Annotated in this window: 20 protein-coding genes; 16 read left to right on the plus strand and 4 right to left on the minus strand. The window is 41.0% G+C overall.

The annotated features are described in order from the left end of the window. Positions 1 to 5 precede the first annotated feature (5 nt). From HPC67_RS09025 to HPC67_RS09035, 3 genes are all read left to right on the plus strand, one after another. Complete coding sequence (locus tag HPC67_RS09025) at positions 6 to 1,235, plus strand: hypothetical protein (RefSeq protein WP_217587274.1); 1,230 nt, start codon at positions 6 to 8, stop codon at positions 1,233 to 1,235. Positions 1,236 to 1,328: 93 nt separating this feature from the next. Continuing rightward, positions 1,329 to 1,733, plus strand: coding sequence for a hypothetical protein (locus HPC67_RS09030; RefSeq protein WP_217587275.1), 405 nt, complete (start codon positions 1,329 to 1,331; stop codon positions 1,731 to 1,733). A 127-nt stretch (positions 1,734 to 1,860) separates the two neighbouring features. Continuing rightward, positions 1,861 to 2,235 (plus strand): YhfM domain-containing protein, encoded by a 375-nt coding sequence (locus tag HPC67_RS09035; protein ID WP_217587277.1) that lies wholly within the window; start codon positions 1,861 to 1,863, stop codon positions 2,233 to 2,235. Between the two features lie 100 nt (positions 2,236 to 2,335). Here the strand turns inward: HPC67_RS09035 and HPC67_RS09040 are convergent, their stop codons facing one another. Then, on the minus strand, positions 2,336 to 2,671 hold the full coding sequence (locus HPC67_RS09040; protein WP_217587279.1) for a thioredoxin family protein: 336 nt from the start codon (positions 2,669 to 2,671) through the stop codon (positions 2,336 to 2,338). A gap of 135 nt (positions 2,672 to 2,806) precedes the next feature. On the opposite strand from HPC67_RS09040, the gene HPC67_RS09045 reads away from it, so the two are divergent. Further along, positions 2,807 to 3,016, plus strand: coding sequence for a hypothetical protein (locus tag HPC67_RS09045; protein ID WP_217587281.1), 210 nt, complete (start codon positions 2,807 to 2,809; stop codon positions 3,014 to 3,016). A gap of 54 nt (positions 3,017 to 3,070) precedes the next feature. Here HPC67_RS09045 and HPC67_RS09050 read toward each other — a convergent pair whose 3' ends face one another. Then, positions 3,071 to 3,616, minus strand: coding sequence for a CotY/CotZ family spore coat protein (locus HPC67_RS09050; protein ID WP_246569927.1), 546 nt, complete (start codon positions 3,614 to 3,616; stop codon positions 3,071 to 3,073). Positions 3,617 to 3,991: 375 nt separating this feature from the next. Between HPC67_RS09050 and HPC67_RS09055 the strand changes: the two genes are divergently transcribed. The 5 genes from HPC67_RS09055 (at position 3,992) to ddlA (ending at position 8,737) form a co-directional block, all read left to right on the plus strand. Further along, a complete protein-coding gene (locus HPC67_RS09055; protein WP_217587283.1) occupies positions 3,992 to 4,609 on the plus strand; it encodes a hypothetical protein in 618 nt (205 codons plus the stop codon). 127 nt (positions 4,610 to 4,736) lie between these two features. After that, on the plus strand, positions 4,737 to 4,943 hold the full coding sequence (locus HPC67_RS09060; protein ID WP_217587284.1) for a heavy-metal-associated domain-containing protein: 207 nt from the start codon (positions 4,737 to 4,739) through the stop codon (positions 4,941 to 4,943). A 62-nt stretch (positions 4,944 to 5,005) separates the two neighbouring features. Then, positions 5,006 to 6,901, plus strand: coding sequence for a heavy metal translocating P-type ATPase (locus tag HPC67_RS09065; RefSeq protein WP_217587285.1), 1,896 nt, complete (start codon positions 5,006 to 5,008; stop codon positions 6,899 to 6,901). A gap of 255 nt (positions 6,902 to 7,156) precedes the next feature. Continuing rightward, a complete protein-coding gene (locus HPC67_RS09070) occupies positions 7,157 to 7,528 on the plus strand; it encodes a PilZ domain-containing protein (protein ID WP_217587286.1) in 372 nt (123 codons plus the stop codon). 111 nt (positions 7,529 to 7,639) lie between these two features. Next, positions 7,640 to 8,737 (plus strand): D-alanine--D-alanine ligase, encoded by a 1,098-nt coding sequence (ddlA, locus tag HPC67_RS09075; protein WP_217587288.1) that lies wholly within the window; start codon positions 7,640 to 7,642, stop codon positions 8,735 to 8,737. A 106-nt stretch (positions 8,738 to 8,843) separates the two neighbouring features. On the opposite strand, the gene HPC67_RS09080 is transcribed toward ddlA, so the two are convergent. Next, entirely contained in the window at positions 8,844 to 9,404 is a 561-nt protein-coding gene (locus tag HPC67_RS09080; RefSeq protein WP_217587289.1) for a nitroreductase family protein, read from the minus strand. A 301-nt stretch (positions 9,405 to 9,705) separates the two neighbouring features. On the opposite strand from HPC67_RS09080, the gene HPC67_RS09085 reads away from it, so the two are divergent. The 4 genes from HPC67_RS09085 (at position 9,706) to HPC67_RS09100 (ending at position 12,643) form a co-directional block, all read left to right on the plus strand. Continuing rightward, the gene (locus HPC67_RS09085) at positions 9,706 to 10,722 is read left to right on the plus strand and encodes a PTS sugar transporter subunit IIC (RefSeq protein WP_217587291.1); all 1,017 of its coding nucleotides are present in this window, start codon (positions 9,706 to 9,708) and stop codon (positions 10,720 to 10,722) included. Between the two features lie 119 nt (positions 10,723 to 10,841). Next, the gene (locus HPC67_RS09090) at positions 10,842 to 11,294 is read left to right on the plus strand and encodes a nucleoside deaminase (protein WP_217587293.1); all 453 of its coding nucleotides are present in this window, start codon (positions 10,842 to 10,844) and stop codon (positions 11,292 to 11,294) included. 130 nt (positions 11,295 to 11,424) lie between these two features. Then, complete coding sequence (locus HPC67_RS09095) at positions 11,425 to 11,877, plus strand: DUF2269 family protein (protein WP_217587295.1); 453 nt, start codon at positions 11,425 to 11,427, stop codon at positions 11,875 to 11,877. 241 nt (positions 11,878 to 12,118) lie between these two features. Further along, on the plus strand, positions 12,119 to 12,643 hold the full coding sequence (locus HPC67_RS09100) for an HD domain-containing protein (protein ID WP_217587297.1): 525 nt from the start codon (positions 12,119 to 12,121) through the stop codon (positions 12,641 to 12,643). Positions 12,644 to 12,764: 121 nt separating this feature from the next. On the opposite strand, the gene HPC67_RS09105 is transcribed toward HPC67_RS09100, so the two are convergent. Then, complete coding sequence (locus HPC67_RS09105) at positions 12,765 to 13,868, minus strand: D-alanyl-D-alanine carboxypeptidase family protein (RefSeq protein WP_343327825.1); 1,104 nt, start codon at positions 13,866 to 13,868, stop codon at positions 12,765 to 12,767. A 172-nt stretch (positions 13,869 to 14,040) separates the two neighbouring features. Between HPC67_RS09105 and HPC67_RS09110 the strand changes: the two genes are divergently transcribed. From HPC67_RS09110 to HPC67_RS09120, 3 genes are all read left to right on the plus strand, one after another. Continuing rightward, positions 14,041 to 15,258 (plus strand): MFS transporter, encoded by a 1,218-nt coding sequence (locus tag HPC67_RS09110; RefSeq protein ID WP_217587299.1) that lies wholly within the window; start codon positions 14,041 to 14,043, stop codon positions 15,256 to 15,258. A 49-nt stretch (positions 15,259 to 15,307) separates the two neighbouring features. Next, positions 15,308 to 16,150 (plus strand): sulfurtransferase, encoded by an 843-nt coding sequence (locus HPC67_RS09115; RefSeq protein WP_217587301.1) that lies wholly within the window; start codon positions 15,308 to 15,310, stop codon positions 16,148 to 16,150. Positions 16,151 to 16,211: 61 nt separating this feature from the next. After that, positions 16,212 to 16,775, plus strand: a complete 564-nt coding sequence (locus HPC67_RS09120) for a DNA-3-methyladenine glycosylase I (RefSeq protein ID WP_217587303.1) — start codon at positions 16,212 to 16,214, stop codon at positions 16,773 to 16,775. Positions 16,776 to 17,043 lie beyond the last annotated feature (268 nt).

The following is a 17,043-nucleotide window of genomic DNA, read 5'->3' on the forward strand; positions in this document are numbered from 1 at the left end:
AACAGATGAACAAGTATTGGAAATCTATCTTAGTATTTACGATGATTGTCCTTGGAATTGGAACGTTTTATGCGCAAAGCATTTTTGCATCAGGCGGATATCCAGACTTTAAAATAAAAACGATAGCGGGAGATGCTAAAGAAGCAGAGGCCATTCAGGTTCGTGCACATTATTCAGCTCCAAAATACGAAGGCTCTGTAACCATTACAGCAAATGGAACGTCTGATATGAATGATCTTACATTTTGGGAGCGTCTCGACGGGATGATCAATAATCCAGATTATAGGCGATTAACAACGGATTACCGTCAATTTATGCGTGGTAAATACATGTGGGGTCAAAATATGTATGAAGACGATGATCATTTGGCGTATGCAGATATTCATTATGACTTTCGCTCATTCCAAGCCGGTAATTTTAACTTTAACATTGCAGTTCTGGATAAGGAAAATGATGAAACGAATGAATTCACATATGATGTTAAAGACGATCGGGCGATCAACCATATGTACGTCGAGAGTGTCGAGAAGGTTGATGACGAGTTAAAAGTATTTACGACAATTAATCGGTATTCCAATGGCTCAGATGAACATGAAATTCGTTTATATATATTTGATCTGAATACACAAGATCTAGTTGATGTCAAAACAGTTGAGAGTGTTGTAGATGAAGGAGAATATGATGCGTATCTTCAGATGTTACGAGAATCAGATACGCTGAAACCGAAAGATTATGTTGTTTTTCGTAGGGAGCTTATTGAACACAAAGTTGTTGAAGATGAGGCGAACGGGAATTATGAAGAACCTCATACTGTTGAAAGTGATTTAATTGTATACAATTTGAAAACAGATGAGCTTGAAACCCTTGATATGCCTAAGCAATTAGAGGAAAAAGCGCGGGTCAATTTATTTGATGGGAAAAATTTATATTTCACTGAAGCAAATGACACAGGTTTAACAATCATCACATACAGTATCAAAGATCAAAACATATTACATGAACGACACGTGGACATTGATCATGCTGAAAATGTAGAAGAATATGCCCATTTAACAGTTCAAAACGATCGTTTCTATATCAATTACAATCAGCCTGAGTCTAATCAACTACCAACTATCTATATACTTGATACGGAAACAGGAGACATTGTGTATGAAGGTAATATCGTTGCAAAAACACCTGCAGATCTACCGGAGGACTACAGCTTTTCAATCTTTCAGCTAGCTGTTCAATAATGTAGATGAAGATTATGTGAGGGGCTATAGCACAGGCTTTATCCGTCTGTGCTTGCCTTTCTATGATTGTAAATTTGAAAAGGGGGAGCAGTCGTGAGAAGAATAGGGGGATTGCTTATTGTTGTCATCCTTTTGCTTGGTGGTTGTGATTTGAGCCAAGTGCATCATAATATGGACTTGCAAAACGACATTCATGCAGTGATGACATCCAAAGATGAGGACACAATTGATCTAGGGTCTATGATTGATTTTGAATGGGACGAGGCTTTTTTATTCACGCCATATACACCTAAGTCCACCATTAAGAATGAGGTGGGATTAAAGGATCCGAGTGGCATTAGTTATAGAGATGATATTCAATTACTCGTATTCGTAAAGGACGAGACCCCAATTGAGTATGTGGAAATCGCGAGAGAATATGGAGATGTCACGCGACCGAACCAGTTTAAATTGGTTCCAAGTAACGATCAGCTACGTATTAATCGGAATGAATCATAACAAGGGCATCGCTTTGAAATTCAACGCTGTGTTGCATGTGTATGTATGAGGGAGATGATATGCATTGGTGAAGAGAATTTTGTGTCTTGTAAGTATATTTAGTCTCGTATTTATAGTAGGATGTCCGATGCGATCACAAACAATGGATCTGCTTGATGAAGACATCGCTGCAGTCAAATTATCAAAATCTAATGGTCATGGTGGTATCAATGAAGATGTTTCCTATGTTTTTACAGATCAACAGACGTTAGATTTTTTTCGAAAGGCCATTACAACAGCAACTAAGGATTCAAATGACGTTGTGAATGATCCTGAATATGATGTGATGGTGGAATATGAGCCTAATAAGGATGGTCAGCTGCCAACGCACGGTCTCCATCTCATTCTTGGTGAAACAGGATCAGCCAGCAAGCTGATGTATGTAACAAATACGGATGTTTATGTCACAACGAAAAACGTAACAAAAAAGTTGCGTCAGCTTATTTTAAATGAATCACAGTAAAGAGCCTGTACGTTTATTAAGCGTATCAGGCTCTTTTGCTGAACTTCTTTTTTATATCAGTGCAGGCTGGAATCGCTTTGTAGATCAAGCAATCTCTTTCTTATCCCGCCATATGTGCGTATATTTTTTTGATTTTTTCTTCAAAAAGATCCATGTGGACGATTCGTGCTTCACGGATATATTCTTTACCTTCTACAAACAGCAAAAGCACAGGGACGGTAAAGATAGAAAAGTGTCCTGCAACTGCCTCTACTTCATCTGCATCAATATGACCAAGTTTAATGTCTGGATAGTCTTGCATCATGTCTTCTACTTGAGGCAAGAGACCATGACAAACACTACAGCCTTCACGAGAAATGTATAAAAAGGCTAGTGGATGCTCTTCTATAAACGCATCTATCATATCAATCGATGTTAATGCTTGGAATTGATTCATACGGTTACCTCCATTCTAGAATCATTATAACATAATACCCCCAAAGGTATATATTTTAATGCTCATGAGTTCCTTTCAAAATCTGTTCTAAAATGTGCTCATTATACATATCATATCATAGGTGGTGACACATATATGCAAATTCATTGGTATGACTGGATCACACCGACGGGATCGATATCCACACTCTTTATGGCCATTTGTGTATGGTTTGTTGTTGCTATGATCGTTTGGGCAGAAGATAGACAGAATGCTAAACTGCCAACAATTATTTTTTCAGTTGGTTTTGTCTGTATCGTGGCTGTGATAGGAGGATTTTTTCTAGCGGAATTTCAAAGCGTGTAAAGGAATGAAAATGAACGCTCCGGCTTTAACCGGAACGTTCATTTTGCTTTGTTTTTAATGGTGAGAATGATACTTGTGTTTAAAGGGTGGAAGTGGGGTTGTGGCATCCAAGCATTGAACAGCTGAAAAATGGTCTAAATCAAGCGTCAAGCAAATGCCTGTCTCTCTAAATTGGATTGTTTTAAAAGGTGTATCATCACACATAAAGTCACTAAGGCGGTTTCCATCTGTAGCGACTGAATACCCATTTGCATTAACTGGACAAAGTAATTCAACTTGTAAACAGCAACGTTGCTGACCGATAAATTTTTTTGCTTTTAAGAACGGGGTACATAATACGTCATAATACGTTTCATCAGGATAATCTTCAATGGGGCGTTTATAGACAGCTTCCGCTATAAACGGACGACAATCCTTACAATAAAGAATAAAGGGTACGGTTGTATGAGATTGATCGTCTCTTTTCTTGTGTGATCGTAACTGCGCGATTGATTGCTCACAGCCTGTCGTTTTATTTTGTGAAACCTTTTGTTGGGCATGGACGATTTTTCGAAACGTCTGACAAACACAATGGTCATTATGACACGTATCTTTATGCATCACAGCATCCCTCCTTTTATAAAATGCTACTTGCATGATTAGTTTATGAGATGTTGTCCATAATGGTTGTTCCATCGTCTAGTATTGTTTTAAACAAGGCTCACACCGAAATATAAATGTGTGTTTGGAATAGTAGAAGCGTCGTCTCATAGAACGCTAATTTTAATATAATGGTGAGTGAATCCGGACAAGGCTTGTAGTGGATTCAACCACAACCCTCAGCACGTACTTGGAAAGCCAGGTGGCCACTGGCTTTTTTTGTTTATGCCCATTTCTTTAGCGGACATGCACACATTTTAAGCTCTTTTAAACTATTATCCAGTGCAAAATTGCCGGTTCGTGCATCTATTAATCGTAAAGGAGGAGGTGAAGTGATTGAGTCGACGCGGAGATAGTTATAAAGAAGAAGAATTTAAGGAAATGGAAAAGTATTACTATTATAAACGGAAAAAGGAGTGTGGTTGTATGCAAGATTGGAAGGATAAAAAGCATGACAAGAAAGACAAATGCCACTGTGATAAACACCATCATCACCAAAAGGATTGCAAAAAAAATCGTGCTGATCTAAGAGATTTTGAGTATTATGTACTAGATCCAAATAAATTTAGTGAAGTAGATGTTGAAATTCCTGTAGGTTCAGAATATAAAACAGCAACCGTCATCTTAGATAAAGTCAAAAAAGGCGATGTCGTCTGGTTGAATGGTGTTGTTGGTCTGAAGAATGATAGTAGTCTTGGTGATGAAGATCGCATTTTAATGAGAATTTACCGCGGTCCAAACATGATCCCTGGACAGGAAATTTATAAAGCCAAGGTTGAAATTGACAGCCGTGGCGATGATAATTTCGTTGTTGAACCATTCTCACACGTAGATATGATCATGGACAAAGAGGATAACCTCATGTATACACTAACCCTTGAAGCCGATGGTGAAAATTCCTTTATTAAAGGGCCTATTACGTTCACCGCAATGGCAATCGATAAAAAATACTAAAGAGATGGCTACCCCACATTATAAATGTGGGGTTTCTCTACTTAATATGAGAAATTTGATCTACGTCAAGGAAACTGTAGTAGATGCATTCTATAATATAGATAGAACAAATGAAGGAGAGATCGATATGAAAACAATCAAATTACAATTAGAGCCCCTTACCTGTCCGTCTTGTATTAAAAAAATTGAGCATGCACTCGGAAAAATAACTGGTGTCGATCATGTAGGCGTTCTGTTTAATTCAAGCAAAGTTAAAGTAACGATTGATGAACAAAAAGTTTCTGACGACGAGATTAGACAAACGATAGAAAAGCTTGGATTTCAGGTTATATAGTAGAAAATGAGCGGAATGCACAGTCTAAAGGCATTCCGCTCTGCATAAAGGAGTTGTATCACATGAGTAACATGAAAAGACGTCGTATCGTTGTGATTTCAGGTGTATTGCTCATAATAGCACTTATTTTACATGCGTTAAATGCACCATTTTGGAAGAACACAATATTAATGACGGCAACAATTGTCGCAGGGTATTCAATCGCCATACACGCCGTGCAATCCCTTCGTATGAAAGTGTTCAGTATTGAATTACTCGTGACCATTGCAGTCGTCGGCGCTTTCATGATTGGGGAATACGTGGAATCCGCAGCGGTAACGTTTTTATTTGTATTCGGTGCTTATTTAGAAGCACGTACATTAGAAAAAACACGCTCATCGTTGAAAACATTAATGGATATGGCACCAGAAGAAGCGACGGTTTTGGAAAAGGGGCAGCGTAAAACAGTACCAGTTGAAAAGCTTGCTGAAGGCGATGTTATTGTTGCTCAATCAGGCGGGAAACTTGCCATTGACGGCACAATTATTTCCGGGCAAGGATCGATCAATGAATCGGCCATTACAGGTGAATCATTGCCAGTCAATAAATCTGTTGGTGATCATGTATATAGTGGAACATTCCTTGATACTGGGTACGTTGAAGTGAAAGCAGACAAGGTTGGGGACGATACAACGTTCGCTAAGCTGATTGAACTCGTTGAGGAAGCACAGGAGACAAAAGCGAAAACACAGAAATTTTTAGAACGCTTTGCGCGATTATACACCCCAGGCATTCTCGTATTGTCCATTATTGTTTTTTTAATAACTAGAAATATAGATATGACATTGACGTTCCTTGTCATCGCCTGTCCGGGTGCACTCGTCATTTCAGCACCTGTTTCACTGGTAGCTGGGATTGGGAATGGTGCTAAGCAGGGTGCTCTCCTTAAAGGCGGAGAGGTGATGGAAAACTTGGCGAAGATAGATGTCTTTGTGTTTGATAAAACAGGGACCTTAACGAAGGGACAGCCAGAAGTGACCAGCATCAAAACGTTCGGAATGGAAATAGAAGATGTATTAAAGCTTGCGGCTGAGGCAGAAATAATGTCAGAACATCATTTAGGACGAGCCATTGTTCAAGAAGCTGAGAAGCGCCGAATCAAGCTGACACATGCACCTGTAGATTTTGCCGTTGAAAAAGGAAAAGGACTACATGCAGCGATTAATGATCAGCACGTCGTGATTGGAAACCGTCAACTAATGGCGCAGCATCATATTACAGTAGATGAACGTGTCGAGAAGTATGCACAGGAAGAAGAACAAAAAGGTAGCACGGCCATTTTTGTGAGTGTTCATCATCATATTGCTGGCGTGATTTCGATCGCGGATCAAATACGTGATGAAGCCTTTGAAACGATTGAGCAATTGAAAGCAGCTGGTATCAAAAAAACAGTTATGTTGACGGGTGACCATACACATACCGCAGAACAAGTCGCTCGCCAAGTCGGTGTTGATTGCGTCATGGCGAATATGCTGCCTGAGGATAAGGTTGCGCATATAAAACAATTGCGTGCGACAGGTCATCGGGTCGCTATGGTTGGTGATGGTATTAATGATGCGCCAGCAATTGCCTTCTCCGATGTTGGAATCGCGATGGGGGCGGTCGGTACAGATGTTGCAATGGAAACGGCTGACGTTGTGCTGATGGCAGATCAACTTAAAAAAATACCATACGCATATAGGCTGGCCCAGGCGACAGTGCGAAATATGAAGCAAAATATGTTTCTTTCAGTTGGTACGGTTGGACTCCTTTTGGTGGGCGTCTTACTTGGTCATGTATTTTTAGCGTCTGGCATGCTCATTCACGAGCTAAGCGTATTAATCGTCATCCTAAACGCCATCCGGTTGGTGCGCTATCAGCCTAAAATAACGCCGTTTTCTAAACAACTAAACGACAATGAGCCACTTTATGCAGCGTGACAGAATGAATGTATCATTGTTTTATCAGGTTAACGGGCTGTATATTTCTACTGATTGAGCTTCGTGTTATATAATCAGTCAAAAGCTGTTTTATGTCTTATATGTAAAAGGGTCAAATTCCTACATACGAGACATCAAACAGCCTTTTTTCTTATCGTAAATCTAGAAGACAATAGGTGAAACGATAATATTCCCTTGTAATTAAAAAACACATTAATTATGATATAGATAACATTTCTATAAAAGGTGATGTACATGCGCTATAAAAGACACGAAGGCTTTCGGCTGGAATTTGGTCAGCCGCTAGATGTGCAGTTCCGAATTGATCATGTGAATGACAAAAAAGTCGCGTCCTCGCTTGGAGATGCTAAGATGCTCGACATCAGCTTGCAAGGGATGAAGTTAGCAACGGCTTTGGATATGGTCACCACGCAGAACGATATAACGATTGTCGTTGACTTTAAGATTCATGAAAATAGGTATGAGCTACCTGGTCAAATTGTATGGAAGAAAAAGCAATATGACACGTATCATTATGGCATTCAATTTGAGCTTGAAGACAAAACAGAGCACACTCTGCTCCGTGATTTGAAGGACTTTGCAAAAAGAAGAATCGAATCAACATAAGGATGTATGTTTAGCAGCTGAGAGCTTGAAAATAGCACATGTATGATCATTATGATTGCATATGAATAGCATATGGGTAACCACCCCCATTATACGACGAGGAGAATAAGGATGAAAAAAAAGAAAGTCGGTATTATTTTCGGAGGGAAGTCAGCAGAGCATGAGGTTTCCTTACAATCAGCTAAAAATATCGTTGATGCCATTGATACAGAAAAATATGACGTCGTTTTACTAGGCATTGATAAGCAAGGAAAATGGCATTTAAACGACCCATCATCATATTTACTCAATGCGGAAAATCCAAAGTTGATTCAATTAAACAAATCAAATGACCCTGTGGCTGTCGTTCCAGGTGCATTAGACGGCCAAATGATCCATGCTAACGATGGTGATGCACTCGACCAACTCGATGTCGTTTTTCCAATTGTACATGGGACGCTCGGTGAGGATGGTAGCCTACAAGGCATGCTGCGTATTGCTGATTTACCGTTCGTCGGTCCAAGTGTACTCGGTTCCTCTATCTGTATGGATAAAGATATTACAAAGCAGTTATTGGCAGCAGCCGATATTAATGTTGCAAAAGGGCTGACATACACACACGCTCAAAAAGCCGCTATCAATTATGAAACAGCAGCGGATGCCCTCGGTACGCCAATGTTTATTAAGCCTGCGAATCAAGGCTCATCAGTTGGTGTGAGTAAGGTGTCGACAAAGGCTGAGTTTGATCAAGCGATAGATGAAGCATTTGACTATGATCATAAAGTCGTCATTGAAGAATCCATTATCGGTCGGGAAATTGAATGCTCCGTTCTTGGAAATGCTGAACCGATGGCTTCTCTTCCGGGAGAAATTTTACCGCAAACCGAATTTTATTCTTATGAATCAAAATACATCGATGAAAAAGGTGCTGAGTTGGCCATTCCAGCTGAATTATCGGCTGATGATGTTACGCGTATCCAGGAAACAGCGGTTAAAGCATTTCAAACATTGCAATGTGAAGGCCTTGCACGTGTTGACTTTTTCTTAACTGAAGCTGGAGATATTTATGTGAATGAAGTCAACACACTTCCAGGATTCACGAAAATCAGCATGTACCCGAAACTCTGGGAAATTAGTGGGTTACCATATACAGACCTCATTTCGAAGCTGATTGAACTGGCTATTGAACGTCATGAAGCCGATGCAAAATTAAAAAGCTCTGTGTGGTAATCGAAGGCTAAATAGGCGCTGATCTATTTTGGATTAGTGTCTTTTTAAAGCTTCTGGACATATTAAACGCCCTGTTACGAAAATCCCGTAATAGGGCGTTTGAATGTTAACCTTGAAAAGTTGTGAATTTCTCATCAAGTGAGACGCGGTCTTTTTTGAGAGGCGCTTGATCAAAATATCCGAGATGAATAAAGCCAATAATTCTTTCGTTTTCCTTTGCTCCCACGATGCGCTTCACATCTTCATCATAAATGTGCGAATTTGTCTTCCATACGACTCCAAGCTGACGCTCCCATGCGAGTAGCCAGAAGTTTTGAATCATGCTGGCGACGGCACCATAATTTTCTTCCCATTGTTTTTGTGATTCTGGTTCTTCCATCATCACAACAAGAATGGCATTTGGCTCATTTAGAACCATTTCCCGATTGTCTCGTCGTTCTTCTGGATAGGTTGCAGCGACTTTTTTGGCAAAGTCTGCTTTCTGATCAGCGCTCACAAAAAGGAAGCGCCACGGTTGTCTGAGCTTATGTGTAGGTGCCCAAATCGCATCTTCAAGCAGCTCGCGTACGACTGCTTCAGTTACTTCTTTAGAATTATAGTTTTTCTTAACTGCGCGTCGTTCTCGAATAACCTGTGCTAACGCAGATGTTTTTTTAGTCTGTTCCATTGTATGCCTCCCCAAATCATGCTCTCTGTTCATATATGTGTTCTATAAATGAGAATTATTTTCAATTACATTGTATATGAGATAAAAATGAATAGCAACTTGTTTATCAATTAGTCGAGGCTGCTCGTGCCGTTAGTAATAAGTGAGTGAAGGAGCTGTTTGATTGATACAAGGGTCTTAATTTCACATTCAATCTCTACGACTTGATAAGAGCAGTGATTCACGCAATAATAAAGAGGGTTATTAAAGGAATGATTATACATTTAATGTGAAATCATTCACGTAGATAGAGGTGGGTACTATGAAGGCGTTTTTACATAAGAAGGGGATAACACTCTCAGCAAAGGATTATTTCATAACAGCACTGAGCTATATGGCGCTTGGTCTTTTTTCGTCATTGATTATTGGACTGATTATTAAAACAGCCGGACAACAGCTCAACAGTGCAAGTCTCATTGAGATGGGCGCGTTTGCGATGGAGACGAAAATTATGGGTGGTGCAATCGGTGTCGCAATTGCTTATGGGCTAAAGGCACCACCGCTCGTGTTGTTTTCGACCTTATTTGCGGGCGCGTTTGGAGCAGAGCTTGGGGGCCCGGCTGGAAGCTATGTAACAGCTCTCTTCGCAGTAGAACTGGGGAAAATTGTGTATAAGGAAACACGTGTTGATATTTTGGTGACGCCCTTTACGACGATCGTGACAGGCTTTTTAGTTGGGAAATTTATCGGCCCACCAATTCATACATTTATGGTCTGGTTTGGCGAGGTAATCAATTGGTCAACGATGCAGCAGCCGTTCTTTATGGGGATTCTTGTTGCGGTTTTAATGGGATGGGCATTGACAGCACCAATATCGAGCGTGGCAATTGCCTTTATGTTGTCACTTGACGGCCTAGCAGCGGGAGCCGCTGCGATCGGATGTTCAGCACAAATGGTTGGATTTGCAGTCGCAAGCTATCGAGATAATGGCTTTGGTGGCTTGGTCGCTCAAGGTATTGGCACGTCTATGCTTCAGGTTGCTAATATCCTTAAAAAGCCCATCATTATCTTGCCACCAACAATTGCAGGCGCTGTACTAGCACCAATTGCGACCGTGTGGCTTGAGCTTGAAAATAATACAGCTGGAGCAGGCATGGGAACGAGTGGCTTCGTTGGACAAATCATGACGTTTGAAACGATGGGATTTAGCTGGAATGTTTTATTAATTGTATTGATATTGCATCTGATCGCACCTGCTGTAATTAGTTTAATCGTTGCTGAATTTTTCAGAAAAAAAGGTTGGATTAAACGAGGGGATATGGTGATTAAATATGAGTAGAATGATAAGTGTTAAAGGCATTTAGTCATTATTAACTTAAGCATCTATTCAGATGATGGCATTTTTCCTTTAGATAATTTATCATTGTAATAAGTACATATATTTTTGGAGGGATTGTAATGGATCAGTTTATGAAGCGTGCGGTTGAGCTTGCAGCCGATACAGTTCGAGAAGGAGGACAGCCATTCGGTGCTGTGCTTGTCAAAGATGGTGAAATTGTCGCTGAAGGTGTGAACGAACTCCATAAAATATACGATGTCAGTGCCCATGCTGAGCTCGTCGCGTTACGTAAAGCGCAGGAACAATTGCAAACGCATGATTTGTCAGGCTATACGATGTATGCGAGTGGTGAACCGTGTCCAATGTGTTTAACAGCGATGTTTTTTGCAGGTTTGACTGATGTGTATTACTGTTCACCAATTGAGGAAGCTGCTGATGTTGGCCTTGGCGCGTCCGTGACATTGTATGAGGATTTTAAGAAGCCACGTGAAGAACGAACGGTTAAAATGAAGCATATGCCGCTGGAGGCTGGTCAAGAAAATCCGATGCTTCTGTTTGAAAATAGAAAGTAAGCCTACTGATTTTACAAATATCGCTGCCAATTGTTAACCTCCACTCTAAGGTGAGATGACATACAACGAAGATGCACGATCTGTTATACTAGTAATGATGATAGACACCGATGAGTGGAGGTTTCTAAACATGACCTTATATGAATTTCTTGTCTTGATACATGTGTTAGCGGCCATTTTAGGTATGGGGCCAGGCTTTGTTATGACATTTATTGTGGATCGAGCGAAAACAATGACGGAGCTAAGACTAGGCTTTGAATTAAGGCGCCGCATTCATATATTTATTATGATCGGGGCGACATTGCTGCTCGTTACGGGCTTAGGCATGGCGTTACTGAATACACGATTATTGTCTCAAGGCTGGTACATCGTCAGCTTGATTTTATTTGTCGCCATCATAGCAGCTGGTCCACTTCTTTTAGCCCCTTTGATGAAGCCTATTAAAGCGATGCTTCTGAGCTCAGATGGAGAGGTTATTCCTGATGCATACAAGCCACTGGCAAAGAAATTATTTATTGTTGAACATCTGACAAATATATTGATCATTATTATAATTGTATTGATGATTTTAAAGCCGTTTTAATGATGAAGCTTAAAAACAAATCGTCATTTGTATCAAAAGAGGTGTCTTCAAATTTTTGAAGAACTCTTTTTTACTATGCATGACAAGAATGACTCTTAGAGTACTTGTTGCATCTGAAATTGTCCTTTTAGAAGGTTAGATTGTTTACGAATGGTGCAAGCAGTGCTATAATAATTGGCAATAATTTTCTGTAGATTAACTTGCTGACAGCGAGGGTGTCATAATAAAGGAGGCCATTGATATGCGAAAGGTGACGTTAGAAGATGTGTTTGTTCATCCTATAACACAGAAATATCTCGGACGGTCTGGAATTGCTCATGCCGTTGCGGTTGCAGAGTTTGCTTATATTTTTGCCGGGCAATTTGACGTTGATCCTGACAAGGCTACGAAAGCGGCACTCTTGCATGATGTTGGTCATTATACGTGGTACCGTGATGGTGAATGGGATTATGACATGTACAAGGAAAACGATATTCACGCGATCAAGGGTGCTAATCGGGCGCATAAATTATTGGTAAGGATTGGTGAAGATCCGCAAGCAGCCAAAGAAATTGCCGTGGCCATTTTGCTGCATACGGATTCGTATTTGCCGAAGGGGAGCCTTGAGCGACAGCCGCTGCAGGAAGTGGTCGCATTTGCTGATGAAGCCGATGAACAAGCAGGTGGCAAGCATCATTATAAAACAATATCGCACGAGGCAGCGCTCAAGCGTATTCAGGCGCTTGATACGGCGATAGAACAAAAAACAGCCCAACATTTTGGGTGAGGGATAAATGGATAAGAACTGATCAACACGTATTGAGTGTGATCAGCTTTTTTATTTAAGATAGGCTCAATACCTAAAAAACAGCCTCGTTCGTGATGAACGAGGCTGTTTTGGTGATTTCTTATTTCTCGTTAAAATATTCTTCAAGTGTAAGCGCGTTGTTCATGATTTCTTGCGCTGTTTTTTCTCCGACGTAACGTAAATGCCAAGGCTCATATTGGTATAGTGTGATGTCTTCCTTGCCTTCTGGATAACGAATAATGAAACCAAAATCTGCGGCATGCTCTTTTATCCATTGTCCTTCAGGTGTTTCGCCAAAGTCCGTTACGAGTCTAAAGTCGACCGACTCACTTGTAACGTCCATTGTAAGCCCTGTTTGGTGTTCGCTTTCCCCTGGGCGAGCGCTAAACTTATTCGCCTCTTCTACACCATGCTTCTCGGCATACCTGTTAAATAAGAAGACTTGAGTGCTGTATGCTCGATAACCAGACTGGGCAAAGAGCGTTATGCCAGCTTGATCGGCTTCCGCAAATAGTGCTTCGAGCGCATCTGCTGCAACCTTTCGAAGCTGTTTTTTTGGGTAATCTTCTTCAAATGGAAAGCGGACATCTGGTACAACGAGATCGATCGGCACGTAGTCTTTAGGCAGGGCATTCGCTTTGTTAACTAACGCCAATTGATCATATGGGTTGGTGATCATCGCTGTCTCGGTAGCATCAGAACCAGAAACAGGTTCAGACCGCTCATTCGACAATTCCTTTCCAGGTTTAATCTTCGTTTCAAGTGCTTTTATATCCATATTTTTGAGTGCCTTGCGTGTCTCAGCATTATAAACGCCGACCGCTAGGACGTTATCGAGCTGCAGTTGGATGTCGGTGATTGCACGTGTTGTTGCATCGTCATAAATGCCATCTTCACTTACGACATATCCTAGTGTTATTAACGTTTTTTGCAGTTGAACAACAGCTTCACCTTCATCCTTTTTCTGAAGGTTTACCTCGGGCCAGACAATCGCTTCAGCATCATTCATGTCATTCTCCGCTCCTTCATCGTTATTGTTATTGGATTGGACAGAGTCTTCTGAATCAGATGCCGTGTTGGTATTCGTTTCATCCATTGTATGGTCTTGATTATTGTTTTGATTTGGATCAGTTGTATATGCACAAGCCGTGACAGTTGATGTTAAGAGAACCGCCAAGGCAATTGTTTTAAATGTGTTGTTCACGATTTGTCTCTCCTATTAATGCATGTATTTACTTTTATTATTCTCTCACAAAAAATATACATTGGGCAATAGACTTTGTGTTTTATTTTAAAGTGAAGTGTAGGGCGTTTGACACACGTCATAGTGATGAAAGACATATACTATTGCACTATCTGGTGAAGGTGTGACTGACATGGAAACATCAAGCCCCACACAATCTAATTTCGGTTTTCTTTCGGGTGTTTTGTTTTGGTGTGCACTGGTCGTTGTGTCAAGTGTGTACGTAACGACGCCTTTGACGGCGACGTTTTCATCTACGTTTAATGTGACGTTAACAAATGCGGTGCTGCCAACGAGCATCTTTTCTCTTTTCTATGCACTGGGTTTTTTATTTTTTGGACCGTTGTCCGACCGGTTAGGGCGGAAAAAGACGCTCGTAATTGGATTTATGGCTTTACTGGTTGCAACTGTTTGCACGGGGTTTGTTCAGCAATTTCATCTACTCGTCATCATGCGGGGCGTACAAGGGTTTATGGCGGCTTCGTTTGCACCGACAGCTTTGGCATATGTATTTGATATGTTTCCAAGGGCAAAGATTGGCACCGCTGTAGGTTTGATGAGCTTTGGTTACGTGGCTTCTGGCATTTTTGGTCAAGTAATGGCTCAGTGGATTAATCAAACGTTTGATTGGTCAGTGATCTTTTATGTGTTTGGATTGTTTTATGGTCTATCCTTCGTCTTAGTTCTGGCATCATTTCCACCCGATCAAAAGCAAACAAAACCTCCTAACGTCATCCGCCATTTTGGGCATGGGACGCGGATCATTTTTAGAAATCGCGCGTTAGTAAAGTGCTATGGCATTACAATTGTGCTGCTGTTTACATTTATTGGAATGTATACCGTGTTGGGAGATATGCTCAGCCGGTCGCCATTCTCTTTATCCGATGATCATATTTTAGTCGTTCGAGCGCTCGGACTTATTGGCATGCTTTGCTCGCCATTTGCTGGTATATTCATTCATAGATTCGGAAAAATGCGGATATTGCAGTGTGGTCTCGGCTTATCGATCATCGGGCTTGTTAGCCTTGGGCGAGCTGAACAGCTTGTCACCTTAACAGGTTCGACCATTTTATATGTAGCGGGAATATCACTCATTTTTCCCGCGATTATGATGTTAATTGGTGGGTTTTCTGGGCAGATGAGAGGGATCGCGAATGCGTGGTATGCATTTATTTTGTTCGTTGGTGCGACGATTGGTCCGATGTGCGCTGTGAGCATAGCGGCATGGGGTGGTGCACAGCTGACGGTCCTATTGTTAGGCGTGATCCTCATTGGTGCATTGATCATCGCCTTGTCTTTGCAAAAAGATGCTGAAAGGAAGAAGGCGGTTGATTCATTCAATCAAACATAAATGATTGGTCTCATGTTATACTGAACAAAACATGAACTGGAGGGTGAATATGTCATACATCATTAGTGTCGACCGTTTGAAAAAACGTCTAAACAATCATTTGGATAATACGTTGATCGTTGATGTGCGCTTTCGACTTGATGACGAAAATGCAGGACAAAAGGCTTATCTAGAAAGCCACATTCCAGGCGCGATTTATTTGGATTTGAACAAAGATTTATCGGGCAAGCCGCAAAAGCATGGGGGTGGTCATCCGTTACCAGATATGGATATGTTTGCTGCGAAGATGGGAAATGTCGGAATTGATCATGATACGACAGTTGTCGTCTATGATCAAGATAATGGCATGGTTGCCCCGAGACTTTGGTGGATGCTCCATCATTTAGGTCATGAAAACGTCTATGTGCTTGATGGAGGTTTAGATGCATGGATTGAAGCGGGGCTGGATACGAGTCGTGAAATCCCAGAGTTGAACCGTAAGACATTTACACCACACGTCCGTGATCAAGATACTGTTGATATGCTTGACGTTAAGGCGCGCGGGACGGAAAGCGATACGATATTAATCGATTCCCGCTCAAAAGTGCGCTATCTTGGACAACAAGAATCGATGTATTCAAAAGCAGGGCATATTCCTGGTGCGGTTAATTATTTTTGGAAAAGTGTATTGGATGAGCAAGGCTTTTGGAAGGATACTCAGGCTCTTGAGGCGCATTTTCAAGATATTTCCAAAGATGTTGAAGTGATTGTGTCCTGTGGCTCCGGTGTGTCAGCTTGCCCGAATATACTCGCCCTGAAGTCGATTGGCTATCCAAATGTTAAGCTATATCCAGGGAGCTTTAGTGATTGGATATCTTATGAGGATAATGTTGTTCATAAAGGTGAGGCTTAATCAGCTTGATATGTATGATTGCAGCTTAATGTAGCATGGGAAATTGGAGGATGTGATATGAATGTCAAAACGATGTTATTGGGCAGGAACAGACCCAGATTATATCGCCTATCATGATCAAGAGTGGGGAAGGGCACAGCACGATGATCGGCATTTATTTGAAATGCTTTGTTTAGAAGGTGCTCAAGCTGGTTTAAGTTGGATTACCATTTTAAAACGACGGGACAATTATCGGAGAGCCTTTGATCAATTTGATCCGAATGTCATTAGCGCATATGATGAAGATAAGATTCAGTCTCTCTTACACGATGAAGGCATCATTCGAAATGAACGAAAAATCCGCTCCGTCGTCAAGAACGCAAAAGCATTTTTGGCCGTTCAACAGGAATTTGGGCGTTTTGATACGTATATATGGCAATTCGTTGGAGGCCAGCCTATCTTGAATGAATGGGCAACACATGATGATGTACCGGCATTAACCGATGTGTCGACAGCGATGAGTAAGGATTTGAAAAAACGGGGCTTTTCATTTGTCGGGCCGACGATTTGCTATGCATATATGCAAGCTGTCGGTATGGTCAATGATCATACACAGGACTGTTTTTTGTATCATGGGAATGTGTGATTGATCCCAGGTTTACAGGCTATAAAACATTTACTAATTGAAGCTTGACTTGATGATAAGTAAAATGTCTAGTTGAAATGAGCATTAATACTTAGAAACATAGGGGCACGGTGCCTGAGCATCCGTGTCTTTTTTTGTTGTTTGTGAGGGGGATGATATGAGGTGGGAACCTGGTATTGATGACCTGTGTCAATGTTCTTTAGGATAAGCATGTATTCAATAGGCAGTAATAATTTGCTTTTCAAAACAAAACCACCTGTAATAAAAT

The organism is Lentibacillus saliphilus (assembly GCF_019093865.1).
GTDB classification, from domain to species: Bacteria; Bacillota; Bacilli; order Bacillales; family Amphibacillaceae; genus Lentibacillus_B; species Lentibacillus_B saliphilus.

Coding starts and splice junctions, on each gene's coding strand:
- HPC67_RS09115 (WP_217587301.1), top strand. CDS start 15,308: ATGTCATACATCATTAGTGTCGACCGTTTGAAAAAACGTCTAAACAAT.
- HPC67_RS09080 (WP_217587289.1), bottom strand. CDS start 9,404: ATGGAACAGACTAAAAAAACATCTGCGTTAGCACAGGTTATTCGAGAA.
- HPC67_RS09025 (WP_217587274.1), top strand. CDS start 6: ATGAACAAGTATTGGAAATCTATCTTAGTATTTACGATGATTGTCCTT.
- HPC67_RS09035 (WP_217587277.1), top strand. CDS start 1,861: ATGCGATCACAAACAATGGATCTGCTTGATGAAGACATCGCTGCAGTC.
- HPC67_RS09100 (WP_217587297.1), top strand. CDS start 12,119: ATGCGAAAGGTGACGTTAGAAGATGTGTTTGTTCATCCTATAACACAG.
- ddlA (WP_217587288.1), top strand. CDS start 7,640: ATGAAAAAAAAGAAAGTCGGTATTATTTTCGGAGGGAAGTCAGCAGAG.
- HPC67_RS09050 (WP_246569927.1), bottom strand. CDS start 3,616: ATGCATAAAGATACGTGTCATAATGACCATTGTGTTTGTCAGACGTTT.
- HPC67_RS09060 (WP_217587284.1), top strand. CDS start 4,737: ATGAAAACAATCAAATTACAATTAGAGCCCCTTACCTGTCCGTCTTGT.
- HPC67_RS09090 (WP_217587293.1), top strand. CDS start 10,842: ATGGATCAGTTTATGAAGCGTGCGGTTGAGCTTGCAGCCGATACAGTT.
- HPC67_RS09040 (WP_217587279.1), bottom strand. CDS start 2,671: ATGAATCAATTCCAAGCATTAACATCGATTGATATGATAGATGCGTTT.
- HPC67_RS09085 (WP_217587291.1), top strand. CDS start 9,706: ATGAAGGCGTTTTTACATAAGAAGGGGATAACACTCTCAGCAAAGGAT.
- HPC67_RS09045 (WP_217587281.1), top strand. CDS start 2,807: ATGCAAATTCATTGGTATGACTGGATCACACCGACGGGATCGATATCC.
- HPC67_RS09120 (WP_217587303.1), top strand. CDS start 16,212: ATGTCAAAACGATGTTATTGGGCAGGAACAGACCCAGATTATATCGCC.
- HPC67_RS09070 (WP_217587286.1), top strand. CDS start 7,157: ATGCGCTATAAAAGACACGAAGGCTTTCGGCTGGAATTTGGTCAGCCG.
- HPC67_RS09110 (WP_217587299.1), top strand. CDS start 14,041: ATGGAAACATCAAGCCCCACACAATCTAATTTCGGTTTTCTTTCGGGT.
- HPC67_RS09065 (WP_217587285.1), top strand. CDS start 5,006: ATGAGTAACATGAAAAGACGTCGTATCGTTGTGATTTCAGGTGTATTG.
- HPC67_RS09095 (WP_217587295.1), top strand. CDS start 11,425: ATGACCTTATATGAATTTCTTGTCTTGATACATGTGTTAGCGGCCATT.